This is a genomic window from Aggregicoccus sp. 17bor-14, assembly GCF_009659535.1.
In the GTDB taxonomy this organism is placed as follows: Bacteria; Myxococcota; Myxococcia; order Myxococcales; family Myxococcaceae; genus Aggregicoccus.
Genome location: NZ_VJZZ01000011.1, coordinates 102,980 through 125,867 on the forward strand (window position 1 = coordinate 102,980; position 22,888 = coordinate 125,867).

Below are 22,888 nucleotides of genomic sequence, written 5' to 3' on the forward strand. Positions count from 1 at the left end.
TCTTCTCCATCGTCTTCTGGCTGTACTTCGTGCTCTCCAGCGCCGTGCTCTTCGTGGGCGCGGTGCTGCTGTGGGCGCTCACCCGGCCCTTCGATCCGGACGGGCGCGCGCTGCACCTGTACTCCTGCTTCTGGGCGCGCCACTACTTCTACGTGAACCCGCTCTGGAGCCTGCGGGTGCAGGGGCGCGAGCACCTGCCGTGGCGCGGCCCCGCGGTGCTGGTGGCGAACCACGAGTCCCTGGGCGACATCCTCGTGCTCTTCGGGCTCTACCGCCCCTTCAAGTGGGTCTCGAAGGCGGAGAACTTCAAGCTCCCGTTCCTCGGCTGGAACATGCGCCTCAACCGCTACGTGCCCCTGGTGCGCGGCGACCGCGAGAGCGTTCAGCGCATGCTCGCCCAGTGCGAGATGTGGCTCGCGCGCGGGGTGCCCATCCTCATGTTCCCCGAGGGCACCCGCTCACCGGACGGGCAGGTGAAGGCCTTCAAGGACGGCGCCTTCTCGCTCGCGGTCAAGCTGGGCTGCCCCGTCGTCCCGCTGGTGCTCACCGGGACGGGGCGCACCCTGCCCAAGCACGGCCTGGTGATGGGGGCGCGGGCGCGCTGCCAGCTGCAGGTGCTGCCGCCGGTGGACCCGCGCGCCTTCGCGGACGTGCCGGCGCTGCGCGAGCACGTGCGCGGCCTCATCATTGACGAGAAGGCCCGCCTCGAGGCGGCGGACGGAGTCACCGGAGTCACGGGAGCCAAGCCATGAAGATCGCGAAGGACAGCGTCGTCACCATCGATTACCGCCTGCACCTGGGTGACGGGAAGACCGTGGACGCGAGCCAGGAGGGCGCGCCGCTCATCTACCTGCACGGCCACGGGCAGATGGTCCCCGGGCTCGAGCAGGCCCTGGAGGGGTGCAGCGTGGGCACGGTGAAGAGCGTGGCGGTGCCCCCGGCGAAGGGCTACGGCGAGCACGACCCGGAGGGCGTGCAGGAGGTGCCGCGCGAGCGCTTCCCGGAGGGCATGGTGCCGAAGGAGGGCGCGGTGCTCAGCGCCACCACCCCCGAGGGCGACGAGGTGCCCTTCGTGGTGAAGGAGGTGCGGCCCCAGACGGTGGTGGTGGACCTGAACCACCCGCTGGCCGGCAAGACGCTGCACTTCGACGTGACGGTGCGCGAGGTGCGCCAGGCCACCCAGGACGAGCTGGCGCACGGCCACGCGCACGGTCCGGGTGGGGCGCACTCGTAGCGCAGGCTCGCGCGGGGGCGTGGAGAGGGCGGGTGGGGTGCTATCCTTTGTGCCCCCATGAGCCTTCCCGCCCCGAGCCCCGCCGCCCCGCCGCCGCTCCCTGACGTCCAGGGCGCGCCGGTGGACCCGAAGACGGACCCCGAGCGCTACTGGCTCCAGCACGTGTACCAGCCCGGGGTGCGCCAGCTCACCGGGCGCGCCATCGTGGTGGGGATGCTCATCGGCGCGGTGATGTGCCTCAGCAACCTCTTCATCGTGCTGAAGACGGGCTGGAGCTTCGGCGTCACCATCACCTCCAGCATCCTCGCCTTCGCGCTCTTCGGGCTGCTGCGCAAGCTCAAGCTGGTGAAGCGGGAGTTCGGCATCCTGGAGAACAACGCCATGGCCTCGGTGGCCTCGGCCGCCGGCTACATGACGGGCGGCGGGAACATGGCCGCGGTGCCTGCGCTGCTGCTGCTCACCGGCGCGCTGCCCTCCACCGCGGCGCTCATCGCGTGGTTCGCGGTGGTCTCGCTGCTGGGCGTGTTCGCGGCGCTGCCCATCAAGCGCCAGCTCATCAACATCGAGCAGCTGCCCTTTCCCACCGGCACCGCCACTGCCGAAGTCCTGCGCTCGCTCTACGGCCACAGCAAGGAGGCCGAGGAGAAGAGCCGCCTGCTCTGGCTCTCCGGTGCCTTCAGCGCCCTGATGGGCTTCCTCACGGAGGCCAAGGCGCGCTGGATGCCCTTCAACCTGCCCTCCACCTTCCCGCTGCCCTTCACCCTGCGCGGCGAGGCGCTCTCCAAGTGGACCCTGGGCGTCGGCCCCAGCGTCATCCTCATCGGCGCAGGCATGCTCATCAGCTTCAAGACGGGCTGGTCCATGCTCTTGGGCGCGGTGCTGAACTACGGCGTGCTCGCGCCCGCCATGGTCGCGCGCGGCATCATCCCCAAGGTGAGCTACAGCGCCATCGTGGGCTGGACGGTGTGGGGTGGGGCGGCGCTCCTCGTCACCGCGGGCCTGCTGCAGTTCGCCTTCCAGTGGCGCAGCGTGGTGAAGGTGCTCGGCGGGCTCGGGGGGCTCCTGCTCCCGCGCGCGTCGAAGTCGGCCGCGGATCCCATGGCGGCGGTGGAGTCGCCCGCGGCCTGGTTCCCGCTCGGCTTCCTCGTGCTGGGGCCGGTGGCGGTGTGGCTCATGTCCACGCTGTTCCAGATTCCCTGGTGGGCGGGCCTGCTCACGCTGCCGCTCGCCTTCGTGATGGGCATCATCGCGGCGCGCGTGACGGGCGAGACGGACACCACGCCCACCAAGGCGCTGGGCCCCGTCACCCAGCTCATCTACGGCGGCCTGCTGCCGGGCAACCTCCCCGCGAACATCATGAGCGCGAACGCCACCGCGGGCGTGGGCCTGCACTCGGCGGACCTGCTCACGGACTTGAAGAGCGGCTTCCTCCTCGGGGCGAACCCGCGCCAGCAGTTCTACGCGCAGCTGTTCGGCGTCTTCGCGGGCGCGCTGGTCATCGTGCCGGTGTTCCGGCTCATCGTGCCCAACGCCTCCGTGCTGGGCACCGAGGCCTTCCCGGCGCCTTCCGCGCTGGTGTGGGCGGGCGTCTCGCGGCTGATGGTGCAGGGCGTGAGCGCGCTGCACCCCACGGCCGTCACCGCGGCGTACATCGGCGCGGCCGCGGGCGTGCTGCTCACGCTGCTCGAGCGCTGGGCGCCGCGCCGCCTGAGCCCCTTCATCCCGTCCGCCTCCGGCCTCGGCCTCGCCATGGTCATCCCCGGCACCAGCAGCGTGGCGCTGTTCCTCGGCGCGGCGATTGCGGCCGGCATGCGCCGCTGGACCCCGGGCATGGCGGCGCGCGCGCTGCTGCCGGTGAGCGCCGGCTTCATCGCGGGCGAGAGCCTGATGGGCATCGCCATCAAGCTGCTCGAGGTGGGCGGCCTCTTCGGCTTCGGCGCGAAGTAGGCGCCCTCTGCCCCGGCCGGGCGGCAGGCGGCGGGGCAGAGCGTGCGGCGGTCGACGCGGGACCTCCCGCCCGAGCAGCAAAGAGTGGTCAGCGGGCTCGGGGCGCGCCAGATTCGGTGCACCCCTATGCACTCCAACCCGCCCCCGAACCCGATCGATCTCCCGCCGCTCGAGGACGTTGCCGCCGACGAGTTCCGCGCCCTCGTCGAGCAGCTGCGCGCCGGGATCCTCACCGAGGCCAGCGCGCCCCTCGCGCAGGCCGTCAGCGCCCTGCAGCCCGGGGACGTGACGCCCCTGCCCAAGGCGGGCTCGCCGCTGTACCAGGAGTGCCTGCGTCTCGGAGAGGAGGCCTTCCGCCGCGGCGAGGTGGTGAGCGTGGTGGTGGCCGGCGGCGCGGGAACGCGCTTCGGCGGCGGGGTGAAGGGACTGGTGCCGGTGCTCGGCGAGCGCAGCTTCCTGGACCTGAAGCTCGCGGACGCGAAGCGCGTGGGCGAGCGCTACGGGCGCCCGGTGCCCGTGGCCCTGATGACCTCGTCCATCACCCACGAGGACATCACCCGCTGGCTCGCCGCGCGCAAGCACCCGGACGTGATGCTCTTCAAGCAGCGCATGCTGCCGCGCCTCACGCCCTCGCTCGGGCTCTTCCACGAGGCGGACGGCACGCTCTCGCTCGCGCCCGCAGGCCACGGCGACTTCTTCCGCGCCCTGCGCACCCAGCTGGGCGCCGAGCTGCAGCGGCGCGGCGTGCGCTACGTGTACTTCGCCAACGTGGACAACCTCGCCGCCACCCTGGACCCGGTCATCATCGGGCTGCACCTCAAGCTGGGCGCGGCGATGACCGTGGAGGTCACCCCGCGCAAGAACCCCGCGGGCGGCGCGCTGGACGCGGGCGCCGCGCCCATGCGCATCCACGGGCAGCTGCAGCTGGTGGAGAAGGTGAAGGCCGAGGAGCACCCGGTCATCTCCACCAACAACATCACCTTCAGCCTCGCGCCGCTGCTCGAGCGCGAGGTGGGCCTGCCGTACCGCGTGGTGCGCAAGAAGGTGGAGGGCCAGGACGTGCTGCAGCTCGAGCAGGTGACGGCCGAGGCGAGCAGCCTCGTCGCACCGGGCGGTGGGGCGCTCCTGCCGGTGGCCTTCGTGGAGGTGCCGCGCGAGGACCCGCGCACCAGCCGCTTCGAGCCGGTGAAGGCCCCGGACGACCTGCCGCGCGTGGCCGCGCGCCTGCGCCCGCTGTGGGACGAGGCCGCGCAAGGGAGCGGCGCGGTGAAGGGGCAGGATCCCCACCCGGACAAGCGCGGCCTCTGACTCACGCCTCCACGGGGGGCGGCGAGCGCGGAGCGGTGAGCGTGGCGCCGGCCGAGGCGGCGCTCACCGCGAAGAGCGCGAGCCACTGCAGGGGCGTGAGCCGCTCGTGCAGGAAGAGCAGCCCCGCGAGCGCCGCCACCGCCGGCTCCATGCTCATCAGGATGCCGAAGGTGCGGCTGGGCAGCGCGCGCAGCGCGATCATCTCCAGCACGTAGGGCACGGCGCTGGAGAGCAGCGCCACGCCCAGGCCCGCGGCGAGCAGGCCCGGCGTGAGGCGGCCGAGCACCCGGTCCGCGAGCGCGAAGGGCAGGGCGGCGAGGGCCGCGAAGAGCATCCCCACCGCCACGCCCTGGCCATCCGTGAAGAGGCGCGACACGCGGCCGCCGAGCAGGATGTACGCCGCCCAGCAGCTGCCCGCGAGCAGCGCGAGCCCCACGCCCCCCAGGTCCAGCGCACCCGGGTGCGCGCTGCCCTGCCAGGGCGCGAGCAGCGCGATGCCGGCCGCCGCGAGCACCACCCAGAGGAAGTCCAGCGCGCGCCGGGAGCCCAGCACCGCCACGCTCAGGGGCCCGAGGAACTCCAGCGTGACCGCGAGCCCCAGCGGGATGCGCTCCAGCGCGAGGTAGAAGCTCACGTTCATCACCCCCAGCACCAGGCCGTAGGGGATGACGGCGCGCCACTGCGCCCGGCTCAGGCGCGCGAGCGGGGGGCGGAAGAGGGCGAGCAGCATCGCCGCGCTGAGGCAGATGCGCACCCCGGCGGTGCCCGCCGCCCCGAGCGCCGCGAAGAGCCCTTTGGCCAGCGCCGCGCCTCCCTGGACGCTCACGATGGCGATGATCACCGCGGGCAGCGGCGGCAGGGGAGCACGGGCGGGGGCACTCATGGGCGCGCACACTAGCGCCTCGGCGCAGCGGGGGAACGCTCAGTTCGAGCGACCGCCCCGCTCGCCCGGGTCATCGAGCGGCGCTAAGGCGAGGGCCGCTTGAGCACGGGGCGCGCGGGCGTGCCGGCCACGCGCGTGTGCGCTGCCACGCTCTTGTTCACCACGGCGCCGGGCTCCACCACGGCGCCCTCGCCCACGGTGACGCCCGGCAGCACGATGCAGCGCGCACCCAGCACTGCGCCGCGCTCGATCGTCACGGGCGCGCGGGTGATGGGCCCCGCGCGGTGCTCGCGCGGCCCCAGCTCGTGCGAGGTGGTGAGGATCATCGCGCGCCGCCCCACGCGCACGCCGTCGTGCAGCGTGAGGCGCTCGCCCAGCTCCAGCGTCAGCTCGGCCTCGAGATGGCAGTCGCGTCCCACCACGAGGTTCGGTCCCAGGGGCAGCTCGCCTCCGGTCAGGCGCGGCATCCCGTCCACCTGCGTGCCCTCGCCGATCGAGAAGCCCGCGAGCCTCAGCAGCCCCACGCGCGCTCCGGGCAACACCGCGCCCAGGAAGCTCACCAGCACGACTCGCGGCCGCAGCTGCTCCACCTCGCCGCGCAGCGCCTGCAGCACCTTGCGCGCGAGGCCCGGAGAGGGGGAGGCGGAAGCGGGCACGTCGCTCATGGCGTGGGCTCCGCGCTGCCCGCGGCCGGGCGCAGCTTCTTCATCCGCGCGCCGAACTGCTCCTGCTCGGTGAGCTCGATGCGGGCGGGCACCTTGTAGCTGGGCAGCCGCTCCCTGCAGAAGAGGCGCAGGCGGCGCTTGAAGGCGTCCAGGGGCTCGGGCGTGACGAGGCTCACGCGCGCCGCGACGATGTGCCCGGTGAGCGGGTGGCGCTCGCCGTACACGGCGACGTCGCGCACGTTGTCCAGCGCGAGCAGCACGCCCTCCACCTCGGCCGGGTACACCTTCTGCCCGCCCACGTTGATGAGGTCCGAGACGCGGCCCAGCACGCGCAGGTACTCGCCCTCCACCTGCACGGCGTCCTGGGTGTTGAGCCAGCCCTCCTCGTCGAAGAGGTCCGGCGCGTTGAGGTAGCCGAGCATCGCCGCGGGGCTGCGCACCCAGAGCACGCCGTCCACCACGCGGGTCTCGAAGCCCTCGGAGCGGAAGCGGATCCACTGCGGGGCGCCCTCGCGGCCGCGCGCGCGCAGCACGCCCAGCTCGGAGGTGCCGTAGGTCTGCACCCACTTCACGTGCGGCAGCGCCTCGCGCAGCCGCCCGAGCAGCGCCTCGGGCATGGGCTCGGTGCCGTAGGCCACCACCTGCAGGCTGGACAGGTCGTGGCGGCGCCACGCCTCGGAGACCAGCAGCAGGTTGAGGAAGGTGGGCGAGGTGGGCAGCGTGTGCACGCCGTGGCGGGCGATGGCGGCGCACACGACATCCGGCTCGCGGCTCGTGGGGACCACCAGCGTGCCGCCGTTGGCCAGCGTGTTGAAGAGCGTGTCCATGCCTCCGATGTGATCGAAGAGCAGGAAGGTCAGCGAGCGCTTGCGGGCGCCCGCGGGCCGGAACTTCTCCAGCAGCCCCGCGAAGTCGTGCAGCACGGCCTTGGGGCGGCCGGTGGAGCCGGAGGAGAAGATGACCAGGCCGGGGTGGCCGCGCGCGACGAGCTTCCGGGTGAGCGCGTGGGTCACCTCGCGCGGGCTCGCCGCGTAGGTCCACGCGTCCGCCTCGTCGAAGGTGAAGGCGTGCTGCACCTCGGCGATGTCCGAGAACTCCGCGCGGTGCACGCGCAGCAGCGCCGTGAGCGGCACCGCGATCGCCCCGCGGCGCACCAGGGCGAGCAGCAGCGAGACGGCCCCCGGAGAGAAGCCGCCCTCGAGCAGCACCACATTGCCCGCCGCGACGCCGCGCGCGGAGAGCTCCGCGTCCCAGGCCTCGGCGCGCGCGAGCAGCGCGGCGTAGGTGCAGGGCACGTCGCGGAACACCAGCGCAGGCTCCCCGGCCCACGCGTGCATGCGCTCGAAGAGCCAACCCGTCATCGCGCGCTCAGGTCACGCCGCCCAGGTAGATGACCTGGCCGGTGATGTTGTCGCTCGAGGGGCTGATGAAGAAGTCGCACACGTTCACGCAGTCCTCGGGAGTGCCGAGGCGCTTGATGGCGAGCCCGTTCACCACGGCGTCGATCTTGTCCTGGGGCACGCCCTTGATCATGTCCGTCATGATCGGCGTGGCGCCGAAGGAGTTGCAGGTGATGCCCCACTGCCCCAGCTCGAAGGCGAGGATGCGGGTGAAGGTCACCACCGCGCTCTTGGACGCGGCGTAGATGGCCTCGCCGGCGAGCGCGATGGGTGCCACGATGGTGGTGAAGTTCACGATGCGGCCGTAGCGCCGGCGCATCATCACCTTGGCGGCGTCGCGGCACACCAGCATGGTGCCGGTGACGTTCACCTCGAGCATGCGGTTGGCCGTGGCCGCCGGGGTGAGCAGCACGTGGTTCATGGTGGCGATGGCCGCGTTGTTGAGCACCACGTCGATGCGGCCGTGGCGCTTGGCCACGTTGGAGATCATCGCCTTCACCTGGCGCTCGTCCGCCACGTCCACCTGGTGGTGGGTGTAGTTCTCGGCCTCCCAGCCCGCCTCGCCGCGGCTGCAGCCCTCGACGATGAAACCGCGGCGCGCGTAGGTCTCCGCCAGGTGGCGGCCGATGCCCTTGCGCGAGCCCGTGATGAGCATCACCTGCTTGTCCGTCATGACGCGCTGCCTTCCGCGAGCACCGCGAGCACGTGGTCGGCGAGCACGCCGGCGGTGCGGAAGGGGCTGTTGCGCTGCGACATGGCCTTGTCGCTCGCGAGCGTCACCGAGACCGAGTGGTCCATCTCCAGGCGCTGCTCCACGTCCACGATGAGCGAGACCACCCCGATGGAGTCCAGCACCGCGCCGGGGCCCACCAGCACCGTCGCCTCCGTCACGTCCGTGCTCGGCGCGCCCGCCAGCTCCAGCGCCTCGCGCACGCAGCCGCTCACCACTTCCAGTGCCGTCTTCCTGTCCAGCTGTGCCGTCATGTCGTCTTTCCCTGCGGGTATCCGTACGTCTCGAAGTCTCAGCGCCACCGTGCGAGCGAGACCCGCTGCGCGCCGGTGACGAGGGTGTGGGGGGGCACGTCCTCGCTCACCACCACGGCGGCGCTGATCACCGCGCCCGCCCCGATGCTGACCCCCGGAAGGATGACGCAGCGCGCGGCGAGCCACGCGCCATCGCCCACGTGGATGCGGCCGCGTGCAGGGCCGCCAGCGCGCGGGGCGGTGAGGAACACCACCTCGTGGCCCACCGAGACGTGGTCGCCCAGCACCACCTCGTCCGCGAGCTCGAACCAGCAGCCGTCGTTGAAGCCGCAGTGCGCGCCCACCTGCAGCCGCGCCGCGGGCCCGCCCACCAGCTCGGGCCAGCCCCAGAAGATGGAGTGCCGCCCGATGCGCAGCCCGCACAGGCGCAGCGCGAGCGTGCGCAGGCGGTTGAGGACGAAGGGCGGCACCCGGCGCCAGAGCAGCCCCGCGAGCCGGTGGCGCAGCCGGCCGCTCCGGCCGGGGAGGGCGGGCGGCAGTGGCGACTCGCGCACGGCGGACTCGGGCTGCGGAACGGGCTCCGCCTCCGCTGCTGCGCTGCGCTGTGCGGCCGTGGTCAAATAATCCGCCCCCTCCGTCTGGGTGTATGTCACACCTTCGCGCAGGCGGGCAATCTCCCCTGCGGTGCGGGGAGACGCGGCGGCGCGGGGCTGCTGCGGCCTGTCCGTGGGGGGACACACACATGGCTCGAAGGCTGAGGGCGGCGCTCGTCGCCGCGGTGCTCGCAGCGCCCGGCGCGGCGCTGTGGGCGGGGCGGCTGCAGCAGCGGGGGCTCCTGCGCTTCCCGCTCTTCGCGGCGCCCCTCTCCGAGGCAGGCTACGTGGCCCTGGGCAGCCGTCCGGGGTGGAGCCCGCGGCTGCTGGAGGTGGCGCCCGGCGTGCGCGTGCGGGGCCTCGTGCATCCGCCGCGCGCGCCCGGCCTTCCCACGGTCCTCTTCTTCTCCGGCAACGCGGACGCGCAGCTGAGCCAGGGGCAGCAGTTCCTCGAGGCGCTGGGAGGGGCCGAGGGCTACGGGCTCGCGGTGTTCGCCTACCGGGGCTACGACGGCTCGGAGGGCACGCCCACGCCCGAGGCGCTGCGCGCGGACGGCGCGCGCGTGTACGCGGCGCTGCGGGAGGGCGCGTGGGCGGGCGCGGGCCCGCTGCACGTGGTGGGCTTCTCGCTGGGCACGGGCGTGGCGAGCGCCGTGGCGGCGGACGTCGCGCCGCCCCCCGCGAGCCTCACCCTGCTCGCCCCCTACACCGAGCTGGTGGTGGTGCGCCCCTCGCCCCTCGCGCGCCTGCTGCCCGGAGACCGCTACGACGCGCGCCCCGCGCTCGCCCGCGTGCTGAGCCCCGCGCTCGTCGTGCACGGGGACGCGGATGCCTCGCTGCCGGTGCAGATGGGGCGCGCGGTGCACGCGGCGCTGGGCCCCACGGCGCGCTACCTCGAGCTGCCGGGGGCGGGCCACGTGGCGCTGCTCTCCGACCCGCGCGCGCTGCAGGCCGTGCGCGACTTCATCGGGGAGGCCCACGTGAAGGCTCGGGCGGGGGCCCGGACCCGCGCGGCGGCGGCGTCACCCTAGGGCTCGGCACCGCGCCGCTTCCCTGCGGCGCAGGAGCGGGCGTGGGCGCAGCGCCGTCGGGCGGCGGCTGCTTGCGGCCGTGGGCCACCGCGGGCGCCGGGTGCTGGGCGAGCCAGTGCTCCGCCTCCGCGTGCAGCGCCTCCCCGCCGGGACGCGAGAGTTCCGCGCGCGCCTGCAGCGCGAGCGCCTGCGCCCGGGCCCGCTGGCGGCCCACCTGCCACAGGGCCTCGGCGAGCAGGAGGTGCGTCTGCGCCGTCTCCAGCGTGGCCACGTTGGCGTCCGCGCGGATGCGCGCCGCGCGCTCGAGCAGGGGCAGGGCCTGCTCGGGGTGGCCCTGCTGCAGGTGGGCCTCGCCCAGCGCGGTGAGGGCGTCCGCGGCGAGCGGGTGGTCCGCCTTGTGGGCGCGCGCGTAGAGCGCGAGCGCGCGCTCCAGGTGCGGCCGGGCCTCGGCCGGCCGGTGCATCGCGAGCAGCGTGCGCCCCATGTTGGTGCTGGGCGTGGCGGTGTCCGGGTGCTCGGGGCCCAGCGCGGCCTCCACTTGGCGCAGGGCGCGGCGGTAGGTGTCCAGCGCCTCGTCGTAGCGGTGCAGCCGGCGCAGCGCGCTGCCCAGGTTGTTGAGCCCCATGGCCACGTGCGGGTGCGTGGGAGGCAGGGCGCGCACGAGGATGGCGTAGCCGCGCTGCGCGTCCGCGAGCGACTCCTCGAGCCGGCCCACCTCGCCCAGGGTGGGCGCCATGTTGAGCAGGATGATGCCGACGCGCGGGTGCTCCGGGCCGAGGGTGCGCTCGAGCAGGGCGAGCGCCTGCGCGTTGGTGGCGAGCGAGTCCTCGTACTTGCCCTGCCGGGCGAGCGCGTTGGACAGGCGCTGCAGGATGAAGGCCTCGAGCTCCGGCGAGGGCGCCGGGGCGCCGCGCGCGAGCGCGAGGGCGCGGCGCGCCTGGGCCTCGGCCTCCACGAAGTTGCCCTCGGTGGTGAACGCCGTGGCGTGCGCGCTGTGCAGGCGCGCCGCGACGGCGCCGTCCGGGGGCAGGCGCGGGATGAGCGCGCGGCCGAACTCGAACCAGTCGTGGGCCTCGGCCGTGCGCTCGGTGTCCGAGCCCGTGAGCAGGGTGAGGGCGGTGAAGGCGGCGACCTGCAGCTCGGTGCGGCCCGCGCTCAGGGCGCTCCACGCCGCCTGCTTGTCGCTGCGCTCGGCGCGCGCCGCCTCCCCGAGCCCCTGCTGCGCCTCGCCCAGGCGCAGCAGCGCCTCGGCCTGCAGCGCCTCGTCTCCCAGCTGCACTGCCTCGGCCCGCGCCGCGTCCACCGGCGCCAGGGCCTCGCGGAACTTGCCGGACTCGATCAGCGCCTTGCCCTGCAGCAGCTTCCCGCGCGCGTCCTCGTGGCGGCGCGACTCCTCCTCCGAGGTGGGCGCCCAGACGCCCGCGCTCGCCCCCTCCGCGGTCGCGCAGTCCTCGGGCGGGGAGAGCGCCAGCGCGGCGGACACGGAGCGCTCCACCACCTGCGCGTCCGCGTGCATCAGCACGTCGCCGAGCGCGCGCACCTCGTCGCGGCGGCGCTCGAGGCAGGCGGTGCGCAGCGCGAGCGCCCGCTCCGTGCTCTGCGCGCGCACCCGCGTGGCGAGGCACACCTCCTCGCGCTGCTCCGCCCAGCGCTCGCGGTAGCGCTCGAGCGCGGCGTGCACCCCCGTCCACGCGTCGCGCGCGAAGGGGGCGCGCGTGGCGAGGAGGGCCCGCTGAACCTCCGCCTGCCGCGCGGCACTCCACACCTGGCCGAAGTCCTGCGCCTCCTCGCGGCAGGCGAGCTGCCGGCGCGACGCCGCGTACAGCGCTGCCACCACGCCGCCCACCAGCAGCAGCGCGAGCGCGGCGCCCACCGCGATGCGGCGGTGGCGCGCGGTGGGGTTGTCCTCGAGCACCGCGAGCAGCGCGTCCATGTCCGCGAAGCGCTCGTCCGGCAGGGGGCTGAGGCCGCGCAGCACCGCGCGCTCGAGCCAGCCCGGCACCCGGCGCTCGCGAGGCGGTGGGGTGACGCGTCCCGCGGCCGCCGCGCGCAGGAGCGCCCGGGGGCTCGCACCCCGGAAGGGGCGCTGCCCGTAGAGCGCGGTGTAGAGCGTGGCGCAGAAGGCGAACTGGTCCGCGCGCGCGTCCACCGGACCCGCCTCGTACTGCTCGGGGGCCATGAAGCCGGGCGTGCCCACCAGTCTCCCGTCCAGGGTGAGCGAGGCGTGGAGCAGGTCCTCCGCCTCACTCCCGAAGGACCCGTCGAAGGGCTCTTCGGAGGGAAGCGCCGCGTCCAGCAGCGCCGCGGGCAGCGCGGGCGCGCTCTCGCCTGCGCGCGCGAGCCCGAAGTCGGTGACGAACACCCGGCCGTCGTCGCGCACCAGCACGTTGTCCGGCTTGAAGTCGCGGTGCACGAGGCCCGCCGCGTGCGCCGCCGCGAGCCCCCGTCCCGCCGCCACCAGCACCCGCAGCACCTCGGGCCAGCGCCGCTCGCGCACGCGCAGCCAGCGCCCGAGCGTGGCGCCGCGCTCCACCAGCTCCATGGCCACGAAGATGCGTCCCTGGGCCTCGCCCACGTCGTGCACGGGCAGCACGTTGGGGTGGGAGAGTTGGGCCATCGCCTGCGCCTCGCGCAGGAGGCGCGCGCGGCCGTCCGCCCCGTCCGCGTGCGGCAGCAGCAGCTTGAGGGCCACCTTGCGGTTGAGCTGCGGGTCGAAGGCCGCGTACACCTCGCCCATCCCGCCGAAGCCCAGCCGCTCCACCACGAGGTAGCGGCCCACGGGCGTGCCGCGCGGCAGAACCTCGTGCACCGTGCGCGAGCGCAGCTCTCCCAGCTCCGGCGCCCGCTCCTCCGCAGAGACGGCGGAAGGGCGGAGGCCCGTCAGGCCCTGTGAGGTGGGAGTGGGCTCCTGGGCGAGCGACTCGAGCTCGCGGCTGCACTTCGGACAGCCCTCGAGGTGGCGGCGCGCCTGCTCCGTGAGCGCGGGAGGCAGTGCTCCCCGGAGCCATGCGCGCAGCGTCTCCTCGCCAAGGCAGTCCATGCGGCCCGCGCCCGGTGGGCGCGCGCCGCCCTCCCGGCCCGCGCGCCCCTCACCCCTCTGGGATGGGGACGGGGCCGGGAGAAGGCAAGCGGGCTTGCGGTGCAGGGCTCAGCGCCCGAAGTCCTGCGTCCAGTACACGCGGTAGGTGGAGGCGCTGTTCGCGCCGTAGCCCACGCCGATGAGGCGGTAGTTGGGGTTCATGATGTTGGTGCAGTGGCCGGCGCTGGCCATCCACCCCTGCATCACGGACTCGGGCGTGGTCTGGCCCGCGGCGATGTTCTCGCCCCAGGTGCCACCCGTGTAGCCCGCGGCCGCCATGCGATCCCCGGGGCTGCGCCCGTCCAGGCTGGTGTGCGAGAAGTAGTTCTGGTCCGCCATGTCCTGGCTGTGCAGGCGCGCCGCGGTGCGCAGGCGCGCGTCCAGGGCGAGCGCCGGCGCGGGCGCGTAGGCGGTGGTGCCGCAGGTGGCGCCCGCGGCACGCGCCTGGTTCACCAGCTCCAGCACGCGGTCCTCGAAGGCCGCGTTCGGGTCCGTGGGCGTCGGCGTCGGCTGCGCGGTGGTGGCGCTGCGCACCACGGTGTTCGCGTCGCGGTTGCCCGCGGCGTCGCGCGCACGCACCACGAAGGAGTAGGCCGTGCCGGGGCTGAGGCCGGTCACCTGGGCGGAGGTGGCCCCGGGGGCGGTGCTGAAGGTAGGCGGGGTGGTGGGCACCGTGCTCGAGGTGGACACGTACACGTCATAGACGAGCGCTCCTTGCGCGCTGAGGTCGTCCGTCGCGGCGGCCCAGGCGAGGTTCACCTGGCTGCTGCCCACCGCCGTGGCCGAGGCGAGGCCCGCGAAGGTGGGCGCCTGCGTGTCCGCGGTGGAGGTGCCCGGCCGCGTGTAGCGCACGGTGAGGGCGTAGGTGCCGGACGCGTAGCCGTTCACCATCACGTACGCGCTGCTCTGGCCCGAGGGGACGGTGAGGCTGCAGGTCTCCGAGGCGCCGGTCTTGTAGGGGCGGCACGCGTAGCTGGTGAGCGTGGGCGCGGCGCCGAAGCGCACGTAGAGGTCCGGGTCACCCGAGCCCGTCATCACCACCTCGAAGGTCGTGCCGGCCACCACGCTGAAGGGGCCGTGGGCCGCCTGCTGGCCGCGTGCGAGGCTGCCGGAGAAGGTCTCGGTCTGCGCAGTGCCGGGAGCAGGCGCAGGCGTGGGGGCGGGGGCCGTGCCGGGGGCGCCGTAGAGCGAGCGCGCGCCGTCCACGTCCTTCTGGGTCAGCTCCAGCGTGTTCGCGGTGCCGTTGCACTGCGGGTAGTGCATGACGGAGGCGGAGTCGTAGGGCGTGAGGCCGCGCCAGTTGTTGTCCTCGAAGCAGGTGGCGGCCTCGGGGCGGGTGTGCTCGTGGCGAAAGCCCAGCGTGTGGCCGAGCTCGTGGCGCAGGATGCCGGTGAGGGTGGGGCGCGTGGAGGCGAAGGCGCTCGCGTCGATGAGCACGTTGCGCGCGGAGCGCGAGGTGCTGGGGAAGAAGGAGCGCGCCGCGTACTGGCCGTTCGCGTTGACGGGGTTCACGTCGAAGAGGACGGCCGTGTTGCTCGCCGTGCAGCCCGCGTCCTGCGCGGGCACGTAGGTGAACTTCACGTTCGCCGCCGCCGCCCACGCCGCCGCGGCGCTCGCCATCGCGTTCACCACCGCGGCCTTGTTCGTGCCGAAGGTGTTGGACACGCAGTAGGTGAGGTTCAGCTTCTGCGCGTCCGACCAGCGGTCGTCCCCCGAGTAGATGCGGTTGACGATGAGCTGCCCCTCGCGCACGTACGTCCCGTAGAGCTCCTGCAGGTGCTTCTCGTCGCAGTCCACCATCGGCTCGTCGCCGTTGAGGATGCAGAGGCCCGAGTCCGGCTCCCGGTAGACCTGGGCGAGGAAGGCCTCGTAGCTCATCCCCGTGCCCGTCCGGACGGCGTCCTGCTCGGGCCCGGTCGTCGAGCTGCCGCCCTCCGGCGCTCCGCACGCCGAGCCGAGCACTGCGAGTCCCACCGCGAGCACACCGCGCTTCTTCCGTTGCATGTGTCGTCGTCTCCAGAGGTGTTGCTGCGGCGGAGACGATAGCGGAGGGCGCTGGAGACCGTTTGAGCGCCAACTAACAAAGCGACCGCGCGGTGTAGAGGTGCGCTGGGCTTGCTCGGACGCGGCTGCGGCACGCACCGGCGCGCTGGTGCTCGCACATGAAAAAAGCCGCTCGCGTTGGGGGCGAGCGGCTTCGTTCCGGGGCACGGACCCTCTGAGGGGGAGGGTGTTAGCTGCGCAGGCCGGGGGCCTCGTGACCGCTGCGGGCCACGTACTCGGTGTAGCCGCCGCCGTACTGGTGCAGCCCCTCGGGGGTGAGCTCGAGCACGCGGTTGCTCAGGGCGGCGAGGAAGTGCCGGTCGTGGCTCACGAAGAGCATGGTGCCCTCGTAGTTGCGCAGCGCCTGGATGAGCATCTCCTTCGTCGCCATGTCCAGGTGGTTCGTCGGCTCGTCCAGCACGAGGAAGTTGGGCGGGTCGTAGAGCATCTGCGCGAGCACGAGCCGCGCCTTCTCTCCACCGGAGAGCACGCGCACCTTCTTCTCGATCTCGTCGCCGGAGAAGCCGAAGCAGCCCGCGAGCGCGCGAAGGCTTCCCACGGAGGCGCGCGGGAAGCGGTCCTGCAGGCTCTCGAACACGGTGCGCTCGCCGTCCAGCAGCTCCATCGCGTGCTGGGCGAAGTAGCCCATCTTCACGCTGCCGCCCACGACCACGTTGCCCGCGTCCGGCTGGCTCTCGCCCGAGATCAGCTTGAGCAGGGTGCTCTTGCCCGCGCCGTTCACGCCCATCACGCACCAGCGCTCGCCGCGTCGCACGAGGAAGTCCAGCCCGTCGTAGATGCGGCGCTTGCCATAGCCCTTCACCACGTTGGTGAGCTTGGCCACGTCGTCACCCGAGCGCGGGGGCGGCTGGAACTCGAACACCTGCGTCACGCGGCGCTTGGGCGGCTCCACCTTCTCGATCTTCTCGAGCTTCTTCACCCGGCTCTGCACCTGGGCGGCGTGGCTCGCGCGCGCCTTGAACCGCGCGATGAAGGCCTCCTCCTTGGCGAGCATGGCCTGCTGGCGCTCGTACTGCGCCTGCTGCTGCTTCTCGTTCTGCGCGCGCTGCTTCTCGTAGAACTCGAAGTCGCCCGAGTAGGTGGTGAGCGTGCCGCCGTCGATCTCGATGATCTTGGTCACGATGCGGTTCATGAACTCGCGGTCGTGGCTGGTCATCAGGATGGCGCCCTCGTAGCCCTTGAGGAAGCCCTCGAGCCAGATGAGCGACTCCAGGTCCAGGTGGTTGCTCGGCTCGTCCAGGAGCATGGCGTCCGGGCGCATGAGCAGGATGCGCCCCAGCGCCACGCGCATCTTCCAGCCGCCGGACAGGGCGCCCACGTCCCCGTCCATCATCTCCTCGCTGAAGCCGAGGCCCGCGAGGATCTCCCGCGCGCGGCCCTCGAGCGCGTAGCCGCCCAGCTCCTCGTAGCGGCCCTGCACCACGCCGAAGCGCTCCACCAGCTTGTCGATCTCGTCCAGGCGCTCGGGGTCCGCCATGGCGGCCTCCAGCTGCTTGAGCTCGGCGGCCACGGTGGACACCGGGCCCGCGCCGTCCATGACCGCGGCGACCGCGCTCTGGCCGTGCATCTCGCCCACGTCCTGGTCGAAGTAGCCGATGGTCACGCCGCGGTCGACGGAGACCTGGCCTTCATCGGCCGTCTCGCGGCCGGTGATCATCCGGAACACGGTGGACTTGCCGGCGCCGTTGGGGCCCACGAGCCCCACCTTCTCGCCCTTGTTCAGGGCGGCGGAGGCTTCCACGAAGAGGATCTGCTGGCCGTGCTGCTTGCTGACGTTGTCGAGACGGATCATGCGCTTTGGGGGGCTGCGAGGTTCTGGAGCTCCTGCCAACGGGCATAGAGCCGCTCTACTTCCCGGGACGCAGGCTCCAGCTGCTGCTGCAGCTCCTGCACCTTCGAGGGACTGCTGAAGACGGCGGGGTCGGCGAGCTGCGCCTCCAGCTCGCTCTTTCGGGCCTCGGCCGCCTCGATGGCGGCCTCCATCCCGTCCAGCTCGCGCTGGTCCTTGTAGCTGAGCTTCGTCGCCGGCTTCCGGGGCGGGGCGGCCGGCACCGGCACCGAGGCGGCGGGCCGGGACTCGCTCTTCGCCGGCGCGGGGGGCTCGCCCGCCTTGCGCGCGGTCTGCTCCTTGAGGCGGCGGTAGAACTCGAAGTTGCCCGGGTAGCGGGTCGCCTTGCCCTCGCCCTCGAAGGCGAGGATGGAGGTCGCGACCTTGTCGAGGAAGTAGCGGTCGTGGGTGACGAGCAGCACGCTGCCGCCGAAGCCCAGCAGCAGCCCCTCGAGCACGTTGAGGGTGACGATGTCCAGGTCGTTGGTGGGCTCGTCCAGCACCAGCACGTTCGCGCCCTCGAGGAAGAGCCGCGCGAGCAGCAGGCGGTTGCGCTCGCCGCCGGACAGCGCCTTCACCTTCATGCGCTGCATGGGCACGGGGAAGAGCAGGTCGTCCAGGTAGTCGCGCAGGGCGATCTTCTGCCCGCCGATCTCCACCCAGTCCTCGCCCCAGCTCGCCGCGTCGTACACCGTGAGCTCGGGGTCCAGCTGGGCGCGGTTCTGGTCGTAGTAGGCGACCTTGGTGTTCTTGCCGATGATCACCTCGCCGGAGTCCGGCGGCAGCTCACCGAGCAGGGTGCGCAGGAAGGTGGTCTTCCCCACGCCGTTGGGCCCCACGATGCCCACGCGCTCTCCGCGCTGCAGCAGGAAGTCCACGCCGCGCAGCACCTCGCGGTCGCCGAAGCGCTTGTGCACCTTCTTGGCCTCCGCGATCGTGTGGCCCAGGCGCGGGGCGCTCACGGTCTGCAGGGCGGCCACCTTGGGGCGCTGGAAGGCCTTCTCGGCCATCAGCTTGCGCGCGCGCTCGATGCGCGCCTTGCTCTTGGTGCGCCGCGCCTCGGGGCCGCGCCGCAGCCACGCGACCTCCTGGGAGATCCACCGCTCGCGCTTGTGCTGCGCGACGGCGCCCTCCTCCTCGGCCACCAGCTTCTGCTCCACGTAGGCCTGGTAGTTGCCCGGGTAGCTCTTCACGCCCGCGCCCGGGTTGATCTCCACGATGCGGTCCACGAGCCCGTCGAGGAAGTAGCGATCGTGCGTGACGAGCAGGAGCGCGCCCGGGAGCTTGTCCAGCTCGTCCTCGAGCCACTCGGTGGTGTCCGCGTCCAGGTGGTTGGTCGGCTCGTCGAGCAGGAGCAGGTCGGGGCGGGTGAGCAGCGCGCGCGCGATGGACACGCGCTTGCGCAGGCCACCGGAGAGCTCCGCGACCGGGCGGTCCCAGTCCTTCACCCCGAGCCGGTCCAGCAGCGTCTTCGCGTGGTGCTCCGTGTCCCAGCCGCCCAGCTGCTCGATGCGATCCGAGAGCTGCGACATCTGCTCGAGCAGCTTGTCCGCGTTGCCCTCGCCCACCTCGAGCTTGCGGCCCAGCTCCGCCTGCAGCGCGAGCGCCTCGCGCAGCGGGGCCTGGGCCACGCTCAGCTCGCTCGCCACCGTGGCGCCGGGCGGGAACTCCGCCTCCTGGGGCAGGTAGGTGACGCGGGTGCCGCGGCGCAGCTGCAGCTCGCCCGCGTCCGCGGGCTGGGCGCCCGCGAGGATCTTCATCAGCGAGCTCTTGCCCGAGCCGTTCACCCCCACCAGGCCCACGCGCTCCCCCTCCTCGATGGTGAGGGTGAGGTCCTGGAACACGGTGCGGCTGCCGAAGGAGAGCTGGAGGTTGGCTGCGCGAAGGAGCGTCACGGGGACTCTCTTGGCCCAAAGGGCTCAGGGGGGCAAGAGTTGCAGCGGGGGAGGGAAGGGGAACAACCCGCTTCCCTCACCCCGACCCTCTCCCAGAGGGAGAGGGGACAGTTCTAGAACCACTTCGGGGACGGACGCGCCGGCCGGGGAGCCGCCGCGGGCGCCGGAGCGCCGCTGGCCGCCGCGGGGCGCGCACCGCCGCCGCCGTGGCCGCCGGAGCGACCGCCGCCGGAGCGGCCACCACCCCCGCCACCGCCACGACCGCCGCCGCCGTGGCGACGACCGCCGCCACCGCCACCGCCGCCGCGGCCCTCGTCACGGCGCGGGCCGTGCCCGCCGCCGCCGTGGCCACCCGAGCGCCCGTGGCGCTCGCCGCCGCCGCCGCCGTTGCCGCTCGCGGCGGGAGGCTTGGGCGGGGTCACGCCGGGACGGTAGGGGTGCTCCACCACCGGCACGCTGCGGCGGATGGTGCGCTCGATGTCCTTGAGGTACGCGCGCTCCTCGCCGTCGCAGAAGGACAGCGCGATGCCGCGTGCGCCCGCGCGCCCCGTGCGGCCGATGCGGTGCACGTAGGACTCGGGGATGTTGGGCAGGTCGAAGTTGATGACGTGCGTGACGCCGTCGATGTCGATGCCGCGCGCCGCGATGTCGGTGGCGACCAGGACGCGGCAGGTGCCGTCCTTGAAGGCCTCGAGCGCGCGCTCGCGGGCGTTCTGGCTCTTGTTGCCGTGGATGGCCTCGGCGACGACGCCGCCGTCCACCAGGTGCTTCGCCACGCGGTTCGCCCCGTGCTTCGTGCGGGTGAACACGATGGCGCGCTTGATGGCCGGCTCCTCCATCAGGTGGCTGAGCAGGTTGCGCTTCTGGTTGGTGTCCACGAAGTACATCTTCTGCTCCACCGTTTCGGCGGTGGTGGCCACGGGGGTGACCTCCACCTTCGCGGGGTTCGAGAGGATGCTGTTCGCGAGGCCGGTGATCTCCGCCGGCATGGTGGCGCTGAAGAACAGGGTCTGGCGCTTCTTGGGCAGCTTCGCGATGACGCGCTTCACGTCATGGATGAAGCCCATGTCGAGCATGCGGTCCGCCTCGTCGAGCACGAAGATCTCGAGCGAGTTGTAGGACACGTGGCCCTGGTTCATCAGGTCCAGGAGGCGGCCCGGGGTGGCCACCAGGATGTCGATGCCCCGGCGCAGCGCCTGCTCCTGCGCGTTCTGGCCCACCCCGCCGAAGATGACGGTGTGGGTGAGGCCGCTGAACTTGCCGTAGGTGGCGAAGCTCTCGCCGATCTGGTTCGCGAGCTCGCGGGTGGGGGTGAGCACGAGGCAGCGGATGGGGCGCGCGTTGCCGGCGGGCTTGCTCGCCATCAGGCGCTGCAGGATGGGCAGGCCGAAGGCGGCCGTCTTGCCGGTGCCCGTCTGGGCGCAGCCGAGCACGTCCCGGCCCGAGAGGGCGTAGGGGATGGCCTGCTGCTGGATGGGCGTGGGCGTGGTGTAGCCCTCGGCCTCGACGGCGCGCAGGAGGGGCTCGACCAGCTGGAGATCTTTGAAGTGCATGAATGCTTTCGTGAGGTGAAGCGTGCGCGGCGCCGACTGCGGGCGTGCTCGCGCGAGGAGGGGCCCGGGGGCCCTTGGGGGGACGCAGTCGCCCCAGAGTGTGAAAAGAGAAAAGGCGCCCCGAACATTTCCGGGGCGCCTTCCCGAACTTCTTGCCGCTGTCGCCCCGTGGAGGCTCCCGGCAAGCGGGAGCATCCGGGCGCGGTGCGGAACTACTTGCGGGCTGCCGCCTCGGCCGCCTGCTTCTCGCGGTACGCGGCCATCAGGGCCTCGGCCTCGCTCTTCGGCACCAGCGTGTACTTGGCGAACTCCATCGTGAACTCACCCTTGCCCTGGGTCGCGGAGCGCAGGTCGGTGGAGTAGCCGAACATCGCGTTGAGCGGCACCTCGGCCACGGCGACGAGGTAGCCGTCGCGGTTCTCGGTGCTCATGATCGTGCCGCGGCGCTGGTTGAGCTGACCCACCACCGAGCCCTGGAAGTCCTCGGGCGCCTGGACCTCGACCTTCATCATCGGCTCGAGGATGGCCGGCTTCGCCGCCGCGTAGCCCTCGCGGAAGCCCATGATGGCGGCCGTCTTGAACGCCATTTCGCTCGAGTCCACCGCGTGGAAGGCGCCGTCGTTGATCACCGCGCGCAGGCCCACCACCGGGAAGCCGATGAGGGTGCCCTTCTTGATCGCCTCCTGGAAGCCCTTCTCGCAGGCGGGGATGAACTCGCGGGGGATGGAGCCGCCCACGATGTCGTCCACGAACTCGAAGGTGCTGACGGCGTCGGCCGGCAGCGGCTCGAGGTAGCCGCACACGCGCGCGAACTGACCGGAACCACCGGTCTGCTTCTTGTGCGTGTAGGCGAACTCGCCCTTCTGCGTGATGGTCTCGCGGTACGCCACCTGGGGCTTACCGGCGACCACCTCGCACGCGTACTCGCGCTTCATGCGCTCGATGTAGATCTCCAGGTGCAGCTCGCCCATGCCGCTGATGATGGTCTGGGCGCTCTCCTCGTCGCGGTGCACGCGGAAGGTGGGGTCCTCCTTCGTGAAGCGGTTGAGGGCCTTGGAGAAGTTGGCGAGCGCGGTGCGGTCCTTGGGGGCCACCGCGAGGCTGATCACCGCGTCCGGCACGTGCATCGACGTCATGGTGACGTTGATGTCGCCGTTGGTGAACGTGTCGCCCGAGGCGCACTCCACCCCGAAGAGCGCCACGATGTCGCCCGCGGTCGCCTCCTGGATGTCGTTCATCTCGTTGGAGTGCATGCGCACGATGCGGGGAACCTTGACCTTCTTCTGGTTGGTCTGGTTGTAGATGAAGTCGCCCTTGGCGACCGTGCCCTGGTAGATGCGCATGTACGTCAGCTGCCCGTAGCGGCCGTCCTCGAGCTTGAACGCGAGGCCGACGAAGGGCTTGGACGGGTCGCTCTCGAGGACGATCTTCGCCTCGTTGTTCTTCTGGTCGAGCGCCTCGTTCACGACCTCCTTGGGAGACGGGAGGTAGTCGCGCACCGCGTTGAGCAGCAGCTGCACGCCCTTGTTCTTGTAGGCCGAGCCGCACATCACGGGGGTCATCTTGAGCGCGATGGTCGCGCGGCGGATGGCCGCCTTGATCTGGTCGTTGCTGATGGCGGCGTCGTTGAGGAAGAGCTCACCGAGCTCCTCGTCCACCTCGGCCACGCCCTCGATGATCGCCTGGCGCGCGGCCTTGGCCTCGTCGAGGTACTCGGCGGGGATCTCCTCCTCGCGCACGATCGCGCCGTCCGGCCCGTCGAAGTAGAAGGCCTTCATCAGCACGGGGTCCACGATGCCGGCGAAGCGGTCCTCGGCGCCCATGGGAACCTGGAGGTTCACCGCGTGGTGGCCGAGCTTCTCCTTCAGCTGCGCGGACACGCGCTGATAGTTCGCGCCGGCGCGGTCCATCTTGTTGACGAACGCGATGCGCGGAACCTTGTAGCGCTTCATCTGGCGGTCCACCGTGATGGACTGCGACTGCACGCCGGACACCGAGCAGAGCACCAGGATCGCGCCGTCGAGCACGCGCAGGGAGCGCTCCACCTCGATGGTGAAGTCCACGTGTCCCGGGGTGTCGATCAGGTTGATGTTGGTGTCGCCCCACATCGCGTACGTGGCGGCAGACTGGATCGTGATGCCCTTCTCACGCTCCAGGTCCATCGAGTCCATCTTCGCGCCCACGCCGTCCTTGCCGCGGACCTCGTGGATCTCGTGGATGCGCCCCGTATAGAAGAGGATGCGCTCCGACAGGGTCGTCTTGCCCGAGTCGATGTGGGCGCTGATGCCGATGTTGCGAATCTTGTCGATGGACTGGTTGGAAGCCACGAGTCGGTCCTTCTTGGTTTGAAATGCCTGATGGAACAGGGCGGGGCGGGCGCTTACTTCCCGCGGGGAAAGTTTTCCAGCCAAATCCGCGGACAGG

Annotated in this window: 17 protein-coding genes; 5 read left to right on the top strand and 12 right to left on the bottom strand. The window is 72.4% G+C overall.

Features of this window, described 5'->3' with window-relative positions; translation table 11 throughout:
- The first annotated feature begins 29 nt into the window (after positions 1-29).
- From FGE12_RS20705 to FGE12_RS20720, 4 genes are all read left to right on the top strand, one after another.
- Positions 30-752, top strand: coding sequence for a lysophospholipid acyltransferase family protein (locus tag FGE12_RS20705; protein WP_370459086.1), 723 nt, complete (start codon positions 30-32; stop codon positions 750-752).
- The gene (locus tag FGE12_RS20710; protein ID WP_153868261.1) at positions 749-1,234 is read left to right on the top strand and encodes a peptidylprolyl isomerase; all 486 of its coding nucleotides are present in this window, start codon (positions 749-751) and stop codon (positions 1,232-1,234) included. Before FGE12_RS20705 ends, FGE12_RS20710 begins: the two co-directional genes overlap by 4 nt.
- Positions 1,235-1,291: 57 nt before the next feature.
- A complete protein-coding gene (locus tag FGE12_RS20715) occupies positions 1,292-3,181 on the top strand; it encodes an OPT family oligopeptide transporter (protein ID WP_153868262.1) in 1,890 nt (629 codons plus the stop codon).
- Between the two features lie 126 nt (positions 3,182-3,307).
- Positions 3,308-4,489: a UTP--glucose-1-phosphate uridylyltransferase gene (locus tag FGE12_RS20720; protein ID WP_153868263.1), complete on the top strand. Its 1,182-nt coding sequence runs from the start codon at positions 3,308-3,310 to the stop codon at positions 4,487-4,489.
- 1 nt (position 4,490) lies between these two features.
- Here FGE12_RS20720 and FGE12_RS20725 read toward each other — a convergent pair whose 3' ends face one another.
- From FGE12_RS20725 to FGE12_RS20750, 6 genes are all read right to left on the bottom strand, one after another.
- Positions 4,491-5,372 carry a DMT family transporter gene (locus tag FGE12_RS20725; RefSeq protein ID WP_153868264.1) on the bottom strand — a complete coding sequence of 294 codons (882 nt, stop codon included), beginning with the start codon at positions 5,370-5,372 and terminating at the stop codon, positions 4,491-4,493.
- 83 nt (positions 5,373-5,455) lie between these two features.
- On the bottom strand, positions 5,456-6,037 hold the full coding sequence (locus FGE12_RS20730) for a DapH/DapD/GlmU-related protein (RefSeq protein WP_153868265.1): 582 nt from the start codon (positions 6,035-6,037) through the stop codon (positions 5,456-5,458).
- Positions 6,034-7,398, bottom strand: coding sequence for a class I adenylate-forming enzyme family protein (locus FGE12_RS20735; RefSeq protein ID WP_153868266.1), 1,365 nt, complete (start codon positions 7,396-7,398; stop codon positions 6,034-6,036). The genes FGE12_RS20730 and FGE12_RS20735 overlap by 4 nt, the downstream gene beginning before the upstream one ends.
- 7 nt (positions 7,399-7,405) lie before the next feature.
- On the bottom strand, positions 7,406-8,110 hold the full coding sequence (locus FGE12_RS20740) for an SDR family NAD(P)-dependent oxidoreductase (RefSeq protein WP_153868267.1): 705 nt from the start codon (positions 8,108-8,110) through the stop codon (positions 7,406-7,408).
- Positions 8,107-8,421: a hypothetical protein gene (locus FGE12_RS20745; protein WP_153868268.1), complete on the bottom strand. Its 315-nt coding sequence runs from the start codon at positions 8,419-8,421 to the stop codon at positions 8,107-8,109. Before FGE12_RS20745 ends, FGE12_RS20740 begins: the two co-directional genes overlap by 4 nt.
- Positions 8,422-8,459: 38 nt before the next feature.
- Positions 8,460-9,041: an acyltransferase gene (locus tag FGE12_RS20750; protein ID WP_228530958.1), complete on the bottom strand. Its 582-nt coding sequence runs from the start codon at positions 9,039-9,041 to the stop codon at positions 8,460-8,462.
- A 122-nt stretch (positions 9,042-9,163) separates the two neighbouring features.
- On the opposite strand from FGE12_RS20750, the gene FGE12_RS20755 reads away from it, so the two are divergent.
- A complete protein-coding gene (locus tag FGE12_RS20755) occupies positions 9,164-10,045 on the top strand; it encodes an alpha/beta hydrolase (protein ID WP_194798114.1) in 882 nt (293 codons plus the stop codon).
- Here the strand turns inward: FGE12_RS20755 and FGE12_RS20760 are convergent.
- The 6 genes from FGE12_RS20760 to fusA all read right to left on the bottom strand — a co-directional run bounded on the left by FGE12_RS20760 (position 9,978) and on the right by fusA (position 22,791).
- Complete coding sequence (locus FGE12_RS20760; RefSeq protein ID WP_153868270.1) at positions 9,978-13,085, bottom strand: serine/threonine-protein kinase; 3,108 nt, start codon at positions 13,083-13,085, stop codon at positions 9,978-9,980. The two genes, FGE12_RS20755 and FGE12_RS20760, sit on opposite strands and share 68 nt — an antisense overlap.
- Positions 13,086-13,193: 108 nt before the next feature.
- Positions 13,194-15,128: a M57 family metalloprotease gene (locus FGE12_RS20765; protein ID WP_153868271.1), complete on the bottom strand. Its 1,935-nt coding sequence runs from the start codon at positions 15,126-15,128 to the stop codon at positions 13,194-13,196.
- 229 nt (positions 15,129-15,357) lie between these two features.
- Positions 15,358-16,980 (bottom strand): ABC-F family ATP-binding cassette domain-containing protein, encoded by a 1,623-nt coding sequence (locus tag FGE12_RS20770; protein ID WP_153868272.1) that lies wholly within the window; start codon positions 16,978-16,980, stop codon positions 15,358-15,360.
- A complete protein-coding gene (locus tag FGE12_RS20775) occupies positions 16,977-18,911 on the bottom strand; it encodes an ABC-F family ATP-binding cassette domain-containing protein (RefSeq protein ID WP_194798115.1) in 1,935 nt (644 codons plus the stop codon). Before FGE12_RS20775 ends, FGE12_RS20770 begins: the two co-directional genes overlap by 4 nt.
- Positions 18,912-19,024: 113 nt before the next feature.
- Positions 19,025-20,464 (bottom strand): DEAD/DEAH box helicase, encoded by a 1,440-nt coding sequence (locus FGE12_RS20780; protein ID WP_153868273.1) that lies wholly within the window; start codon positions 20,462-20,464, stop codon positions 19,025-19,027.
- A gap of 212 nt (positions 20,465-20,676) precedes the next feature.
- Entirely contained in the window at positions 20,677-22,791 is a 2,115-nt protein-coding gene (gene fusA, locus FGE12_RS20785; RefSeq protein ID WP_194798116.1) for an elongation factor G, read from the bottom strand.
- Positions 22,792-22,888 lie beyond the last annotated feature (97 nt).